Genomic DNA, 17,081 nt, shown 5'->3' with positions numbered 1-17,081 from the left:
AAGAAAATGAAGTCAATCATCATCATAGGATACATGGGCGCCGGCAAGACAACGGTCGGCAAAGCCCTCGCCAAAGACCTTGGCGTTATGTTCTACGATCTCGACTGGTATATCGAGAGCCGAATGCGCAAGACCGTTAAACAGATCTTCGACGAAGTTGGAGAAGAGGGATTTCGCAAGATAGAGCACAATATGCTACACGAAGTGGCAGAGTTTGAAAATGTAGTGGTAAGTTGCGGAGGAGGAACACCATGTTTCTTCGACAACATGGACTACATGAACCAACTTGGCGAAACGTTTTACCTGAAGGCATCTCCAGAGACCCTTCACGCTCATCTGAAGATGGGCAAAGGCGTACGCCCTCTGCTGCTCAACAAAACACCGGAAGAGGTAGACAAGTTTATCCATGAGCAGCTGAAACTTCGCGAGCCTTACTACGAGAAGGCAAAACACATCATCGATATCAACGTGATGGACAATTATGATAAAATCAACGCTATTGTTCAGCAGATCAGAGACCTGCTGAACATATAGCCGTATCTAATAAAATAATAAAGGTAACAAACAAAACTGATTTCCAGCAAGCAAGATTAGAAAATGAAGAAATGGACTATTGAAGACTCGAAGGAGCTCTACAACATCTGTGGTTGGGGTACTTCTTACTTTGGCATCAACGACAAGGGTGATGTCTATGTAACTCCATGCAAGGACAACACACAGATAGACCTGCGCGACATCATGGACGAGTTGGCATTACGCGACATCAACGCTCCCGTACTGCTCCGTTTCCCAGACATCCTCGACAACCGCATCGAGAAAACAGCCAGCTGTTTTCAAAAGGCAAAGGAAGAGTATGGATACAAGGGAGAAAACTTTGTCATCTATCCTATTAAGGTGAACCAGATGCAGCCGGTCGTTGAGGAGATTATCTCTCACGGCAAGAAGTTCAACCTCGGACTGGAGGCTGGCTCTAAGCCTGAACTCCACGCCGTCATCGCCGTACAGGCACAGAGCGACTCGCTCATCATCTGTAACGGCTACAAGGACGAGAGCTACATCGAACTTGCCTTGCTGGCTCAGAAGATGGGCAAGCGCATCTTTATCGTAGTAGAAAAGCTCAATGAGCTGGATATCATCGAAAAGGTAGCCAAAAAGCTCAACGTAAAGCCAAACATCGGTATCCGCATTAAACTGGCTTCTTCAGGTTCAGGCAAATGGGCTGAAAGCGGCGGCGATGCATCTAAGTTCGGCTTGACCAGCGCAGAACTGCTCACAGCCCTCAAGAAGATAGACGAGATGGGATTCCACGACTGTCTGCGCCTTATCCACTTCCATATCGGAAGTCAGATTACCAAGATTCGCCGCATTCAGACTGCTCTCCGTGAGGCAGCCCAGTTCTATATTAGCCTCCACAAGATGGGCTACAATGTAGATTTCGTAGATTGCGGTGGCGGACTCGGTGTAGATTACGACGGCACCCGCTCTTCAAGCAGCGAAAGCTCCGTAAACTACTCTATCCAGGAGTATGTGAACGACTGTGTCTATACATTCGTAGATGCAGCCAACAAGAGCAATATCGAGCACCCTAACCTCATCACCGAGAGCGGCCGTTCGCTCTCTGCCCATCACTCAGTCCTGGTCATCGATGTCTTGGAGACAGCTTCCCTGCCAGAGATGCCTGAGGAATTTGAGGCGAAGGAGACCGACCACCAGCTGGTGAAGGATCTTTATGAGATATGGGACAACCTGAATCCTCGCAACATGCTGGAAGACTGGCATGATGCCGAGCAGATTCGCGAAGAGGCCTTGCAGCTCTTCTCTCACGGCATCGTAGATTTGAAGACCCGTGCAGAGATTGAGGCAATGTACTGGAGCGTGTGCCACGAGATCAACAATCTTGCCAAGCACATGAAGCATGTACCTGAGGAGCTCAGAGGTCTGGACAAGATTCTTGCCGATAAGTATTTCTGCAACTTCTCTCTGTTCCAGAGCCTGCCAGACAGTTGGGCTATCGACCAGCTCTTCCCTATCATGCCTATCCAGCGTCTGAACGAGCGTCCTACCCGCAACGCTACCTTGCAGGACATCACCTGCGACAGCGACGGAAAGATTGCCAACTTCGTTACCGACGGTCATATCGGCAACGTTCTTCCTCTTCATCCATTGAAGAAGAACGAGCCATATTATCTCGGTGTATTCCTCGTTGGTGCCTACCAGGAGATTCTGGGCGACATGCACAATCTCTTCGGCGACACCAATGCTGCCCACATCTCTGTAAAGGACGGCAAATATTGCATCGACCAGATATTCGATGGCGAGACCGTAGAGGAGGTATTGGATTACGTACAGTACAATCCGAAGAAGCTCGTCCGCCAGTTGGAGCAGTGGGTAACCAAGAGTGTGAAGGAAGGTAAGATTTCGCTCGATGAGGGCAAGGAATTCCTGGGCACCTATCGCAATGGTCTCTTCGGATACACATATCTTCAGTAAGAATTAACAGTTGATAGTTAATAGTTTACAGCAAGATTGCCCTATAAACTATTAACTATAAACTATAAACTAAACTTAAAGATGGAAAAAGTAACAGTAGTAAAGGTAGGCGGTGCCATCGTTGAAGACAGCGAGCAGCTGGCACAGCTCTTGAAGGATTTCGCAGCCATTCCTGGCAAGAAAGTATTGGTACATGGCGGTGGCCGCCGTGCCACTAAGGTAGCCGCAGCCCTCGGCATAGAGAGCAAGATGGTAAACGGCCGCCGCATCACAGATGCAGACATGCTGGAAGTGGTAACAATGGTTTATGGCGGTCTGGTCAACAAGAGCCTGGTTGCCAAGCTCCAGGCTAACGGCGTGAATGCTCTCGGTCTGACCGGTGCTGATATGGACGTAATCCACAGTCACAAGCGTCCGTTGAAGGACGGTATCGACTTCGGATTCGTGGGCGATGTAGAGCGTGCCAACGGCAAGATGCTCCAGACCCTTATTAATGAAGGCATTACTCCAGTGATGGCCCCATTGACCCATGACGGCAAGGGCAATATCCTCAACACCAATGCCGACACCATAGCCAGCGAGACTGCCAAGGCTCTGGCTCCTTACTACGATGTGACATTGATATATAGTTTTGAAAAGAAAGGCGTGCTCAGTAATCCTGAGGATGACGACAGCGTGATTCCAGTGATTACCCATGCCGATTTTGAGAGATATAAAGCAGATGGTACCGTGGCAGGCGGCATGATTCCTAAGTTGGAGAATGCCCTTGCAGCCATCGATGCTGGTGTGAAAGAGGTGATTATTACCCTTGCTACCGCCATCGACGGAAAGCACGGAACGGTGATTAAGTGAAGAACGAAGAGTGAAGAATTCATCACCTTTTTTCTTAACAAGAGTTAAAAATAGAAATAAATCAAGATTGGTTGTAACTTTCTTATAACATAGTCGTCATTAATTATAGAGGGATGAAAGAAATCAGTTTCCAGAACGATGTTTTGCCGCTGAAGAACAAACTCTTCAGGCTGGCCCTTCGCATTACTCTCAACCGGGAGGAAGCGGAAGACGTTGTGCAGGATACGCTGATTAAAGTCTGGAACGCCCGCGACAGATGGCAGGAGCTTGACTCCATCGAGGCATACAGCCTCACCATCACTCGCAACCTCTCGCTCGACCGCATCAAGAAGATGGAAAATCAGAATGATTCGCTGGAAGAGCAGAATACAGAAAGGTTAGACGAAAACACTTCTACCCCCTCCGAAAGGATGATTCAGAAAGACAAACTGAACATCGTAAAGAATATTATCGACGAGTTGCCTGAAAAGCAGCGCAGCTGTCTGCAGCTTCGAGACATCGAAGGAAAGTCCTACAAGGAAATAGCAGACATCCTCTGCATCACGGAAGACCAGGTCAAGGTGAACATCTTCAGGGCCCGTCAAACAGTCAAACAAAGATTTCAACAATTCGACAGATATGGATTATAAGTACATCAACCAACTTTTGGATCGCTACTGGAAGGGCGAGACTTCTCTCGAAGAAGAGGAGATTCTCCGCGCATTCTTCAGCCAGGACGAGTTGCCTGCCGAGCTGAAGCCATATCAAGCGCTCTTCTCTTACGAGATGGGCGAGGCTAAGCAAGAGGCGCTGGGTGATGACTTCGACCAGAAGATGATGGCGATGATTGAGGACGAATACACCAAGAAGCCTAACAAGGCAAAGGTGATTTCTTTGACAGAGCGCTTGAAGCCTCTCTTCAAGGCTGCTGCCGTAGTAGCTATCATCCTGACATTAGGCAATGCAGTTCAGGTTCCTTTCCAGAGCAATGACATTGATTCTGTTGAAAACGTAGGATACATCAAGAGTGGCAAGGGCGTGTCCGTAGCCATGGGAGATTCTGCTTCGGTTGATTCTATGCAACGCACAGGCATCGATCAGGTAAGCACTCCAACAACGTCTCCAACGTTATTAAAGTAGATTATTTCTATGCTTTCTCTATAAAAAATCATGTTTAGTAAAACAATTCTGAAGCTGTGAAGTTTCAATTCTCTCAAATTTTTCATAACATACTAACGTAATAGGGCTGCCAGGATGTACTGGCAGCCCTTACTTATTTTATATATTTTGCACGCAAGCGTATGATAAAGGATACACAAGTGGCTCAATTTATCGCCACTGCGAGGCTTCATTTAAGCCTCCTTCCGGTCATCATTGATGACTCTTGCCTGCCTTCATATAAGGCTCTTGGCTAGCTTAAGAAAGACTCTTGAGAGAGTACTTTTTCCTGATGGGGGTTAACAGGGTTAACAGTTAACAGCCCAAAATGTATACTTTCCCCCACTCACATATAATAATAAGTATATATATTTATATATAATATAAGGTATAGGAGAGGGGGAGGATGCAAAAAACAGCTGTTAACTGTTAACCTGTTAACCCTTTGCCCCTTTTGTTAAAAATACTAACTCGCTCTAAATTGGGCTTTGATTGAAAATCAAGAAGTTGGGCGTTTGCCTATATTATATAGGTAACAATATGGAAACGAGCGGACTTCTGCTCGTTTCTGTATTTTGCAATATGCAAAGAACGCCTCAATTCGGGGACAAAGATACGATATTTTTCTAAATATCCAATGATTTACAAGAGGAATTTTATGGAAATTAGAACTTTTGCGTAAAATCTGATGCTTAGCAACACAATATGCATCCTAAAACAAACGGCAGGTGTTCGGACATAGACTATCCGAACACCTGCTGCCATAACGTTTTATTGCTGACAATGATTCTGGCATCAGCTTTCATATACTTTTGCAGTATAGGAGTATTTTGTCCCTGTGTGCTCACTGTGGCTATAGCCATAAAATAGTTGCCATCTTCCCTATGTATGAGCTTGGCATTATGGCTTATAATGTTGCAGTTATAAGATACATTGTCGTTGCCCTCGAAAGAAACATGAGCTGTCCTTGGCTCATCGAAAAGATGCAAATACTTATATGGTACAAACACTTGCACTGTTCTTTGATTGATGACCTCACCATTAGCCTCTATGGATATAGGATAAGGTATCTTGTAGAAAGCAACTGCGAGGGCGAGGACTATGATCGTAATGATAACTGTCCCCAAACTGACGAGGCGAGGAGGAACTTTGCCTATCACGTTCCTCACCTTCTCGCTTCTCAACTCGATGTTATCTGATTCTTTTTCTTTCTGTTCCATATCAAACGCTTTTTTAGTTTCCCAATTCCAACTGATTCTTCACAAGATTATAGTATGCCCCTCGCTTGGCAGTCAAAGACTCATGGTTGCCAACCTCAACGACCTTACCATGGTCTATGACTACGATTTGGTCGGCATTCTTCACCGTACTCAGTCGATGAGCTACAATCACGACAGTCTTTCCCTTGTAAAACTTATCCAAGTTCTCCACGATGCTTCTCTCATTGTTGGCATCCAGCGAGTTGGTCGCCTCGTCAAGGAAGATGTAGTCGGGATTCTTATACACCGCCCTTGCTATCAAGATACGCTGTTTCTGTCCTTGGCTCAGTCCCACGCCATCACGTCCAATCTTGGTGTTGAACTTCAGAGGTAAAGCCATCACATAGTCCTTGATACAAGCTATCTCGGCTGCTTTCAACAACCGTTCCTTGTCTATGTCGCCATCGTCAACGGCAATGTTTCGTGCGATACTCTCCGAGAATATGACACCATCCTGCATCACAACGCCACATTGTCTGCGCCACCACTTTTTGTTGAGTTTGTTGATATCAGTATTTCCAATATTGATTTTTCCCTCCAAGACAGGATAATAACCAAGCATCAAACGGATGAGGGTAGTCTTTCCACTGCCAGATGCGCCAACGATGGCTGTTACCTTACCTTGCGGAATGTGAATGCCCACATCGTCTATGGTTTTGCGCAAAGCATGTGGGTCATACTTGAACATGATGTTCTTAATGTCAATGCCCTCGCTCTTGTCCTCGATGGAAGTCTGCAAGCCTTCCTTTCCGTTCTCATCATCCATCTGGTGAATCTCGTTGATACGTTCCAAACTAATCTTCACATCTTGCAGGGAATAGAAGAAGTTCATCAGTTGCTCCACTGGTGAGTTGAGCTGTCCGATGATGTATTGCACGGCAAGCATCATACCGAGTGTCATTTGCCCATGAATCACGGCGGTTGCAGCGACTACCGTAATGATGATGTTCTTCACCTCGTTAATAAAGATGCTTCCTGCCTCCTGAGTCTGTTGGAGTTTGAGCGACTTCATCTGCACGCCGAACAAGTCAGCTTGTGTGTCCTCCCATTCCCATCTTCTGCGTTGCTCACAACCCTGTAATTTGATTTCCTGCATAGAAGTGATAAATTCATAAGTCTTGTTATTATTGATGGCTTGCTGCTCAAACAGTTCATAATCAAGAACCTTTCTTCGTTTCAAAAACAAGGTCATCCATACACCATAGAGGATGCTTCCCAACAAGAAGATGACAAACACCAATTTGTTGTAGAAGAACAGAACCAATGAGAACACCACAAAGGTGAATATTACAAAAGTTATGTTGAGAGTCTGCTGTGTCAAGAAAGTATTTACTCGACTATGGTCGTTCATTCTCTGCATCAAGTCGCCCATGAGTTTCGTGTCAAAGAAAGACATCGGCAACTTCAATAGCTTGATGAAGAAGTCGCTCACCAACGATATGTTGATGCGCAGTGATATGTGGAGCAACAGCCATCTGCGGATAAAGTCAATAGCCGTTCTACTGATTGTGAGCATTAACTGTCCCAACAGTATAAGCCAAACGAATCCTATGTTTTGGTTCTTGATACCAACATCCACGATGGATTGGGTAAGGAATGGCAAGACAAGTTGCAAGAGACTACCGACAAATAGCCCCAATAATAACATAATGTACAAATACCTATATTTCAATATGTATTTCCACAAAACATGCTTGGATTTGTTTGAGTGATATTTGTCTATATGAAAGTTTTCCAGCTTTTCTGTAGGAGTCAGCAATAACACAGTCCCCCTCGTTCCTTGCTGTTCTGTACTAATCCAATGTCTACAAAAGTCTTCGAAAGTTAATTTTAGCAATCCTTTTCCTGGGTCTGCAATGCAAAAAACTTCTTTTTTACTAATCTTAAATAATACAACAAAGTGGTTCTGGTTCCAATGTAAAATACAAGGCATTTGTGCTTCTTTCAATTGTTCAACAGTATACAATTGCCCTTGGCAATTGAAACCAATTTCATTTGCAGCCTCTGTAATAGCAAACATTGAGACGCCATTTTTCCCTATATGTAACATTTGTGAAACATATTCTAAGGAACACTTGACACCATATGAATTGACAATCATTGCCAAACATGCAGCACCACACTGCATGCCATCGTGTTGCTTTATGAAATGTATTTTATTCATTCTTTATATCGTTAGTTTTACCGAGCAGACACACTCCCTTCCCCTCAGTTGATAATTATATGTGAAAGTGTTGACGGAATTGTAGATGCTGTAGCCATATTGATGTTGGTTCAGAATGTTTCTGATGTCAAGGGATACCTTTATCGCTTTTTTTCGATAAGACAAGCCCATATCCAATAGAGCCATCGTCTTGGTCACATCTTTCGTCAACTCATTTTTTACAATATCTGTAGATGTGTCAAATACGAAGCCATCAAAGGGCATGATTTTCAAAGAAACCTTGTGCTGTTGGCTCAGATAGCTGTCGTTTTGATAAGCAGCATAAAGATAAGTCTTGGCAAACATGCCATTGTAATCCAACTCTACGTATTTGCAAGGTTGCGATGTCAGATAAGGAGAGAACGTCAAGCTCTTCCATGTATATTTCTGTTGATAACCATTCTGCAAGGTCATTTGCCGTCTCCACTGATAGCCACCGTTCAAGGAAATCTTGGTCTTGATGGACTCTATGAATTTGGTAATGCCTACTTGCCCTATGAGACTTTTTGCTGTGTTTGGGGCATATATCTTCGACATGGTTACGAGCGTATTGCTTGCATCCTGGCTTGCCAGAATGTTGCTTCTCTCTTGATTATACAGAATATCAGCATTGAAGAACCACATTTTCAGCGGTATCTTATAGTCGTAATGCAACGAGGCGTTCAAACTCTTGTTATCCGCCAAGATGCCCGAACCCATCTTCATGGAAGTATCATCGATTCGGACAGGAGATTTCAAGAAATCCAAGATGTCTCCGAATGTACGGGCGTAGAATATGTTGGTACGAAGCACTGAGCGAGAAGTGAGCTTATAGTTGCAATACATACTTGGGCAAACAGAAAAATACCAAGAGCCAGAAGAAGATGCAATCATGTGGTCTCTGTGAGCTATATAGTCCATGCGCACAGGCACTTCCAAACGTAAGACATATCTGTATTGAAAATGCGAATATTCATATTGTGGAGCCAATGCCACTCTGAGATTTTGCATACTCACATCGTTGCTTTCATCCATAGGATGTAAAGTCGTCTGTACTTTATCCATGTAATAGTTCAGTAATATCGGCAAATAGATACGTGAATTACGATGCTTCTTAGACAGAGAGAGTGTGTTCTCTGTGCGGAAACTTTGCCCATTGGCATTCTGTACAACAGCATCTTTCGTTTCTTTGTCAAGAGCTACCTTTCCCATGGGAGAACCTTGGTATGAGACAACCGACGTCAACGACCATCGCAAGTCCTTGTGATGCCATAATGTAGAAAACTTGTTGTTCAGAAAGAACTCTCGCATGGTCTGCTTCTGGTTAAAGAGCGTGCCATTTTCCCTTGTCGGCAACTCTGATGTCAAGAAAGAGCCTACGCCCGACAAAGTGTTGACGAGATAAGTCTTGTCTGAGTTGTCTTTGTATTCCAACTGAATGCTTGGGCGATGCACAGATGACAGAGGTGAATATGCTTGTGAGATAACGATATTGTTTTCCGCATCGGTATAGCTTCTAGTCAAGCTATAGTCATATTGACTTTTCGCATAGCTATATCCGACATTTCCCTTAAGGGTAACATCCTTTCTAATCTTCCTCAATATGTTGAACGACAACAAGCGGTCAGTTGGTGAGGCATACCTATCCACCTCAATGGGAGGAGTGGAAGCGGAAATGTTTCCCAGCAAACTTGACACTGTAGATACAGTTTCCTTGCTATCGAAATGGTTCGTTCCTTCATTCAATGCGAACTGACTGATGTTGCCTGCTTTTAGCGAAGCCAACATTTGGAAGTTTGACTTGAAGAGCATTCCCGCACCATTCACTTCATACAAGGTATGCTTGCCAGCACCGAGCGAAACGCCATAAGAGCCTACAGGCTTGAACTTAGCCTTGTTGCTCATATTCACGTTGATAGCAACATTGTCTGAAAAAACATCCTTGTCGGCTTTTACTGCCTGATGGTTGTTGAGCACTTGGACGGAGTTGACAAAGGAAGCAGGTATGTTGGTTGTGGCAATGTTATATCTTCCCCCCAACAAGTCCATGCCATTGATATAAAAGTTGGAAATCTCCTTGCCCAGATATTTGATGGAACCTTTGTCACCAACTTCGATTCCTGGAAGTTTCTTCATGGCATCCTTCAGCGTATAGTCGTTCTTTCCGATATATGAGGCTAAGTTGTAAGACAAGGTATCACCACGCTGATAGATGGCAGGGGCTTTTACGACAACTTCCTTGAGGGCTGTTGACTTCTCCTTCAGATTGAAGTTACACGCTTGTGAGAGATTCTTGATTTCCTTCTTGGCTTTCTCATATCCGATGGCTTCGGCTGTAATAGTTATCTGCTTGGCATCGGTCTTGAAAGTTATCTTGTAAGAGCCATTTTCTGCCGTTCTCGCAAAACCAAGCGTTGCCTTGTCGGCATTTATTCTAACGATGACACCTTCCAAGTTCGTGCCTGTGGTATCACGCACAACTCCTGTAACCACACTTTGTGCAAAAGTGCAGTTACAGAAGCAAGCCAACATCATCAAAAACAAAAATCTTCTCATATACCAAAATCTCCTTTTGTCTATTTCAATTCGAGAGGAACATATCCGTTAGGGCGCATTCTCAGCACAACACCATTAACCAAGGCCCTGTGTCCACCATCCTCATACTTCTCGATAGTCATCTCACTGATGGATTCAGCAGGTATGTTGACCAGCGGATTTTGCTCAAACTTGTTCTTCGACTTGATGAATTGTTCCCTTGAGGTCTTGATGGCATTGGCGTATGGTTTCAAGTTCATAGGAGTGCTCGACTTGCGGAAAGTGATTGCCTTGAACTGATGTATGCCTTCAGAATCCTTTGCCGCCAATACCAACCCTGGCAGACCACAAAGTTTCCAAGGACCAAAAGACACAGGTATCTCGGTGGAATACCAAACCATCCAAGTTCTACCGCCATATTCTCCCACCGCCTTCTGGCAAGTATATCCGCAGATGGTGTCTGTATCCTCGTCAAAATTCCAAACAATCGGTGTGCCACTCTCCGCATAGCTGTAGTAATTAGGCGTAATGACACTATAAACAGACAGCTTACCCTTTGGCACATTTTGAGAGACAGACTGGTCGAAGAACATATCGTTTCTCATTTCTTGTGTCTTGAACTTCTGAATGTCTGTCTCTGGAGCTTTACAGGCAATGGCAGAGTCAGCTCGGAATGCAGTGTAATCGGAAAACATGGCTATGTTTCTGCCGATTTGCAAAATGGTAGAAGTTACATCCGAAGAACCTTTGTCATTCTTTACTTGATACTCGTATATACATTCGTATTCATCTACGGAAGTTGAACTGTTTTGTCCCATTATAGTAGGTGTCATACCTAAAAACAAAATAAGTGAAGTTAGTCTTATTTTTTTCATATCTAAAAGTTTATTATGTCCATAAAATTAAATCCTTTTGGCAAGAAGTGTCCATTAAGCATAAATGAAGGGGTGGAGTGAATGTTATTATTCACACACCATTCTTTTTGCCTATCAATAAGTTGGTCTATAGACTTACGTTCTATATTTTTTGCACAGAATTTTTCCTCAAATAGCTTTTGGTCATAAACTCCAATCTCATACCAATTTTGAATAACATACATTGCCTTATTGGGATTCTGTAATATTGCAGAAACTAAAAGCTCCAATTTTTCATGCTGCTCTTTTGTCCAATATGCAAAAAACACATGTACTTTGATGGAATTACTTAAAGCCATAGCATTATACATGTTCAAGAAATCTAAAGCACAAGGAGCACATGTTGGATTCAATACAGCAACAAGATGCTTATGCGCATTTGTCTCTCCCCAATTAATACTATCCAAACATTGTGATATAGAATCTATATTTTGAGGGAAAGTATTTAACATCAATAAATATTGTTCTTTTAGATAATTATTACTTCTTCTAATATTTTCAGTTTGTACACACTTCCCCAATATATCTTTTGAATATTTTAACGAAAATGACAAATATACAATAAAAAGAAGAACACAACACATAACATCCCTAATATCAGAGTTCGAAAAATGCACATTTCCAAAATCTAAAGTACATATATTGAATACATTTAATACAAATATGTCTGTTAGCAAACATAAGCATATAGGGCAAAATTTCTTCACCACGAAGATTTGTGTCCACAAACTCCAGGCAACAACAGGTATTGCTGATGCCCAAAATAATGTTGTAAATAATGTTGAAAGTTTTAAAAATACTATTAACGAGAAAAAGGTAGCAAAATATGCTGCACAAATATCAGCCAAGTCTATTATACCACCCAACCGATATTCTATATTACAATCAAAATGATGACTATTTGTGCATATTTTCTTAGCAATGTTTTTGCCTACATGCTGAGCCATAATGCAGTATGTGAGAAATCCTCCGATTCCACATCCTAAAAGATTCATGCAAATTGAAAAAATATTCTCATTTGCCAAAACAGAAAACACACACAATACCAATAAGCCACAATAGCCCAATATTATATAAAGAGTTTGCAGTCTTTCCTCCTTTCTATGATTTTCATATTGAGGTTCACCACTATATTGTGTTTTCTCAAAGGCAAGAAAGGTACCATCCCACTTCTCAAAGAATGCATCTTTCTCTATATATGTATATTCATCTGTATATAGCTTATATATGTTTTCTTTGCAATTTTCAACAACTACAAAAGCATCATCTATTCTTGTGAGAAATGGAAGAATCTCATTTCCAAAAGTTTCCGTATTGGTAATTTTCCCTGCTTGTGTATCAATGCCATAAAGTCTAAGCATATTTGAAAATCCTAACAAATTAGTATTGTTAGGATTTTCCATATAAAGTTTATGCAAGAATGTGCACGTAAATTTTATATTTAAAAGAAATAATATATGCTTCAAAACATCCATGATTTTCTGTATTTAAATGTTTATTGCTATTTACCAAAGTGATATTTACAGTTGTCGAATGCCGTCGAATCAACATTGGGAGCTGATGAAAAATTCACTATTTCTAAATCCCAACAATTGGCAAATGCTTGATGACTGATTTTTTCAAGACTTTTGGGAAAATCCACACATTTTAGTTTTATACAACGAGCAAATGCAAAATGCTCGATGACCTTGAGATTTTTTGGAAACACTATTCTTTCTATGTTTTTGCAACCAGAAAAACATCTATCATTAATGACTTCCATATTATTTTTGAAAATCAGAGTTGTGATACCTTCACAGCAAGTAAATGCTTGTCTTCCAATCTTTATGACAGATTGCGGTATGGTAGATATAGAGACTTTATTGCAATCCCAAAAAGCCCACTCTCCTATTTCTGTTAAACTATCTGGTAAGGAAGCTAAAAGTAAATTTCTGTCCATATTAAATGCACTATTACCAATATATGTTACAGACGGGGGAATCTTTACCTGTTCTAACTTTTCACAAGTGTTAAAAGCCCTCTTCTCTATAATTTTTAATTGTGCTGGCAATATAACTTTTTTTATATGATTGTTCTTTTCAAAAGCCATCTCACCTATAATCTTAACTTTCTTTAGTTCTTTATGGCTGTTGAAATCTATGACAGAATCCTTTCCTAACCATTGCTTTAGACATAACCCATTAGGGGTTTCTGACAATGTATACTTTTTCCCATACGAAACAGAATGAGCCAATATAAGCAAAAATATAAAAATAAGTCTAAGCATATTAAGAAATTTAAAAACTAAGAAGAAAGTTCTGAGTCGAAACTCAGAACTTTCAACATTACTTAATTACTTAAGTCCACCATATTCTAAACATTCCTCAACACTAGAAACCTCTTTCGTGTGTACAGAACCATCACTTTCATGAACTGTACAAGGGAAACTTTGTGCTGCTACCGCAGTACCACCACAAATGGAACGCAAATCTGCGTTTTCCATTGTGAACACTCTTTCTCCATTTTTAAAACTTACAATCATAATCTTTAGTTTTAAAATTAAACCATCAGTTAATTGCCTAGGATTCTACGTGTCTTAGAAGTTACGCCTTTCAAACAGACGGGGCTGTATCAACCTTGTGTAAAGGTTATTGGAACAATTGCACCAAAACAAAAGCAAACTGCAATTATTTGCCTCATTTTGTATTCCGAGTGCAAAGATATGAAGACTTTTTGAAACAAAGTAATTTTCAGAGAATATTTAAACTACATTAAACTATGTTATACGTGATTACACTTTGCATAATAACGCTAAAATAGCATTTTCACTTACTTTTTTTACGGTTTACTTGCATCTTTATTCTATTTGATTCATTAATAAGTTGTCTTGCTACACTATCTTTATATGATGCTACCTCAACCATTTTATGGTGTTGATAGACAGAATCTTCATAAACATCAACTCTGGTTCTGAGCTTGTATATCACATCTTCATCTCGTTGCACATTGAAATGCTTTTCGATGTAGCGAATATTCGGGTCATCAGATGGAAGAACCATTTTCAATGCCCTATATTTCAAGTCTGCCTCCTCCCAATCTTGATGCTCTCGCCATTGGCTGAGATTGCCCCAAATGGAGAGGACAAGAGATAGAGCCAAGCCACCTGTGAAAAGAAGAACATTCTTTGAGGTTGGCTCGAAGCGATGGGTTACAACCTTCTTTTGAGGTGAATTGTTCATCACTTCAAGTTTATCTTGCAATGCCTTTGAGGAAACATCATTCCCTTGTATCATCTGCTTGACTGCATCAACCAAGAACTTGCTTCGCTGCTCATTTTTGCCAAGTTCAACCTTAATAAGGTCAGCAAAAACGATAATGGCATCTCTTAATTTGGATATTTTACCTCTGACTTCCTCTTCTTTGATAAACATCGCATTGATTGACTTATCCAACTTGGTTATGTCATTACTTGCAGGAACGGTTTCCGCTCCTGCGTTCTTTGTGGAGACAGAAAGTTCATCAACTTTCTGCTCCAATCTCTCAACTGTGCCGTAGATGGCTTCCAATAGTTCTTCTTTCATGTTCGATTCTAATTTTAAGTTTGTAACTTGCATCAAAGGCTGAAGCCCTTTCTGCGTTTCCTCTTTTTCTTCTTGGCGGATTCATCCTCTGGGAATGGCTCATAAGTTTGGGCATTAGACGGAGCGAACAAGCCGATAGAAGAAATACCACTCCAAGGGTCTTGGGTATGTTCTGCCGTTGGTTGAGTCTGTTCTACTTGGTGACAACTTGGTTGTCCTCCCTGCATAGATTCGGCTCTTGGCGATACACGATTATACTCAGTGCCAAGTCTTGCATCCAACCTGACAAAGCTGTATTCTCGGCTAATCTGCGTACCCTTGAAGCTATATCCATCCTTGCAGAAACGGATACCTTGCACCTTGGTTTGCTCCTTATCCTTATAGACAAGCTCCAAGAGAATACCTCGTTTTGCAAGTTCATTCTTGAACTTCTGCCAACTATCAGCGCCTTTCAAGGCATCCTTGACGGCATTGTGAATCTCGTATTTGGCACGCTCAGCATTGCGCAATTTGCGAGTGTTAGTCTTGCTCTTGTCCGTTCCATAAGTCAGTCCATACTTGGATTTTAGAGCCTTGGTCACCTGCTCATTACGCCTGTAATCATTCCTGTCTGATATGAGCTTGCCCTCATTATTGATGCGGTTATATACGATATGACAATGTGGATTGTCCGTGTTGTGATGCCTTACGATGATGAATTGAGTATCGGTGATGCACATCATCTGCATATATTCAAGGGCTATCTTAGCCATGAACTCATCCGTCAAACGTGGCTTGTCCTCGGGTTTGAAGCTCAATGCAATGTGTCCCACAGGCTTCTTAATCCTTGGATTTAGCTGCCTTTGTTGCTCGAAACTTTGCGTCATCTCGGCATTCGTGCCGAGTAACACTCCATCGGATGCAAGGATTTTCGCCTCGTCCTTGCCTGTCACGTAGCGGACGCAACCACCAAAGGATGCACCTTTCTTTAGCTTGCCTATCATGTGGTATCCTCCTTTCTGCCCATACTGCTTGGCTTCGGTTTATAACTTGCTTGGCGATACTCGCCAAGGATTTCTTTCAATCTTCTCAACAAGTCCATCACGTACTCATGGGTCTCGTGGAAACCTCTCTGATGCGACAGCTTGGTAAGTTGGTTGAGGTTGTTCGCCATGCCAATGAGATGCTTGGCGATGGCTACCGTCTCTGCGTTGTGTCCGCTGACCACCTCGCCGTTCAAGGCGGACTCACGGATGTACTCCGCCAACTTGCGGTTGGCTTTTCTCGCCCTCAGTCTCAATGCCTCGTAGCTTGGCTTCGAGAACTTCACCGTGACAGACTTCGACAACTTGCGAACCCTGCCTGTGGGCGGTCTTCCGCCCTTTTTCTTGTCCTGTTCATGTATGCTTGTCATTCGATATACTGTTTACAGTTGGTACACTCACTTTCTGCGACCGCCGGGAGCAAAATTCCTCCGCCCTCATGGTGGAGCGAGGCGTTTTGGGGTTCCCAAAACATAACCTCGCTCCCTCTCAGAACACGTTAGTTGGAACTACAGCCTTTCAGCTATCCACGTCCAAGGTCGCAGACCTTAATTCTCACAATTTGCGCCAAGCCTCGAAGTCTTCTTCATAAAGGCTTAGGTGGTGGCGCACGATGTTCTCGATGATGCCCGATACGCTCATGCGTATCCCTCCGAGGATGCGGACGACACGATCAAGACGGTCTCGTACATCGGAACTGACGAAGACTGGCTTGCGGTCGTCAATCCTTGGAACCTGGAGGAAGGTCTGCTGATACTCCTCCAATGTCGCCTTGCGCTGCTTGCCGCTGATGCGCTTCTGCGGATTCGGTGGCGATTGAGCCTCGTTCGTTGATGTTTCCTCTCTATAGGGAGTTGTTGCAGCAACTTTCTCTACAATTGCTCTCAACTCTGGGTTCTCTACATCATCATAGAGAGAATTACAACTACTTGGATTGGCTTTGTTGCCATACGTAGATGGTTTAACAAAATCCAAATACTCTTTTTCCATCAGCTCCTTTTGCTCAGGAGCCAAGACTACATCTTTTGTTCTTGCCATAGCTTATGCTGTTTTATTTGTTAGTATAGTGGTCACGGTTTGCACCATTGACCGATTGTCGGGTGCAAAGTAAGTGTACTGAGTGCAGCCAT

The 17,081-nt window shown here is 42.5% G+C and carries 16 protein-coding genes; 5 read left to right on the top strand and 11 right to left on the bottom strand.

From position 1 onward, the window contains the following. Positions 1-6 precede the first annotated feature (6 nt). From NNC77_RS04645 to NNC77_RS04625, 5 genes are all read left to right on the top strand, one after another. On the top strand, positions 7-534 hold the full coding sequence (locus NNC77_RS04645) for a shikimate kinase (RefSeq protein WP_006849199.1): 528 nt from the start codon (positions 7-9) through the stop codon (positions 532-534). Positions 535-597: 63 nt separating this feature from the next. Next, positions 598-2,490 (top strand): biosynthetic arginine decarboxylase, encoded by a 1,893-nt coding sequence (gene speA, locus NNC77_RS04640; protein WP_117695298.1) that lies wholly within the window; start codon positions 598-600, stop codon positions 2,488-2,490. An 81-nt stretch (positions 2,491-2,571) separates the two neighbouring features. Then, the gene (argB, locus tag NNC77_RS04635; protein ID WP_254970186.1) at positions 2,572-3,342 is read left to right on the top strand and encodes an acetylglutamate kinase; all 771 of its coding nucleotides are present in this window, start codon (positions 2,572-2,574) and stop codon (positions 3,340-3,342) included. 113 nt (positions 3,343-3,455) lie between these two features. Continuing rightward, entirely contained in the window at positions 3,456-3,971 is a 516-nt protein-coding gene (locus NNC77_RS04630) for an RNA polymerase sigma factor (protein WP_022120785.1), read from the top strand. After that, positions 3,961-4,461: a hypothetical protein gene (locus NNC77_RS04625; RefSeq protein WP_022120786.1), complete on the top strand. Its 501-nt coding sequence runs from the start codon at positions 3,961-3,963 to the stop codon at positions 4,459-4,461. The genes NNC77_RS04630 and NNC77_RS04625 overlap by 11 nt, the downstream gene beginning before the upstream one ends. A gap of 761 nt (positions 4,462-5,222) precedes the next feature. Here the strand turns inward: NNC77_RS04625 and NNC77_RS04620 are convergent. The 11 genes from NNC77_RS04620 to NNC77_RS04570 form a co-directional block, all read right to left on the bottom strand. After that, positions 5,223-5,699, bottom strand: a complete 477-nt coding sequence (locus NNC77_RS04620) for a hypothetical protein (RefSeq protein WP_254970185.1) — start codon at positions 5,697-5,699, stop codon at positions 5,223-5,225. Between the two features lie 13 nt (positions 5,700-5,712). Beyond that, entirely contained in the window at positions 5,713-7,902 is a 2,190-nt protein-coding gene (locus NNC77_RS04615) for a peptidase domain-containing ABC transporter (protein ID WP_254970184.1), read from the bottom strand. A gap of 3 nt (positions 7,903-7,905) precedes the next feature. Then, positions 7,906-10,476, bottom strand: coding sequence for a carboxypeptidase-like regulatory domain-containing protein (locus NNC77_RS04610; protein WP_254970183.1), 2,571 nt, complete (start codon positions 10,474-10,476; stop codon positions 7,906-7,908). A gap of 20 nt (positions 10,477-10,496) precedes the next feature. Next, entirely contained in the window at positions 10,497-11,330 is an 834-nt protein-coding gene (locus NNC77_RS04605; protein ID WP_254970182.1) for a GLPGLI family protein, read from the bottom strand. Positions 11,331-11,332: 2 nt separating this feature from the next. Beyond that, entirely contained in the window at positions 11,333-12,844 is a 1,512-nt protein-coding gene (locus NNC77_RS04600; protein ID WP_254970181.1) for a vitamin K epoxide reductase family protein, read from the bottom strand. 26 nt (positions 12,845-12,870) lie between these two features. After that, a complete protein-coding gene (locus NNC77_RS04595) occupies positions 12,871-13,635 on the bottom strand; it encodes a leucine-rich repeat domain-containing protein (RefSeq protein ID WP_203055480.1) in 765 nt (254 codons plus the stop codon). 66 nt (positions 13,636-13,701) lie between these two features. Continuing rightward, a complete protein-coding gene (locus tag NNC77_RS04590) occupies positions 13,702-13,890 on the bottom strand; it encodes a hypothetical protein (protein WP_254970180.1) in 189 nt (62 codons plus the stop codon). 283 nt (positions 13,891-14,173) lie between these two features. Further along, positions 14,174-14,929: a hypothetical protein gene (locus NNC77_RS04585; RefSeq protein ID WP_254970179.1), complete on the bottom strand. Its 756-nt coding sequence runs from the start codon at positions 14,927-14,929 to the stop codon at positions 14,174-14,176. A gap of 32 nt (positions 14,930-14,961) precedes the next feature. Continuing rightward, complete coding sequence (locus NNC77_RS04580; protein WP_254970178.1) at positions 14,962-15,912, bottom strand: relaxase/mobilization nuclease domain-containing protein; 951 nt, start codon at positions 15,910-15,912, stop codon at positions 14,962-14,964. Continuing rightward, a complete protein-coding gene (locus tag NNC77_RS04575; protein WP_254970177.1) occupies positions 15,909-16,322 on the bottom strand; it encodes a plasmid mobilization protein in 414 nt (137 codons plus the stop codon). Before NNC77_RS04575 ends, NNC77_RS04580 begins: the two co-directional genes overlap by 4 nt. Before the next feature lie 184 nt (positions 16,323-16,506). Then, positions 16,507-16,989: a DUF3408 domain-containing protein gene (locus NNC77_RS04570; protein WP_254986863.1), complete on the bottom strand. Its 483-nt coding sequence runs from the start codon at positions 16,987-16,989 to the stop codon at positions 16,507-16,509. Positions 16,990-17,081 lie beyond the last annotated feature (92 nt).

The sequence above is a fragment of the Segatella copri genome (genome assembly GCF_024330485.1).
Lineage (GTDB): Bacteria > Bacteroidota > Bacteroidia > Bacteroidales > Bacteroidaceae > Prevotella > Prevotella copri_L.
The sequence above is the reverse complement of the archived record's forward strand: the minus strand, read 5'-3'. Positions and strand labels throughout refer to the sequence as shown.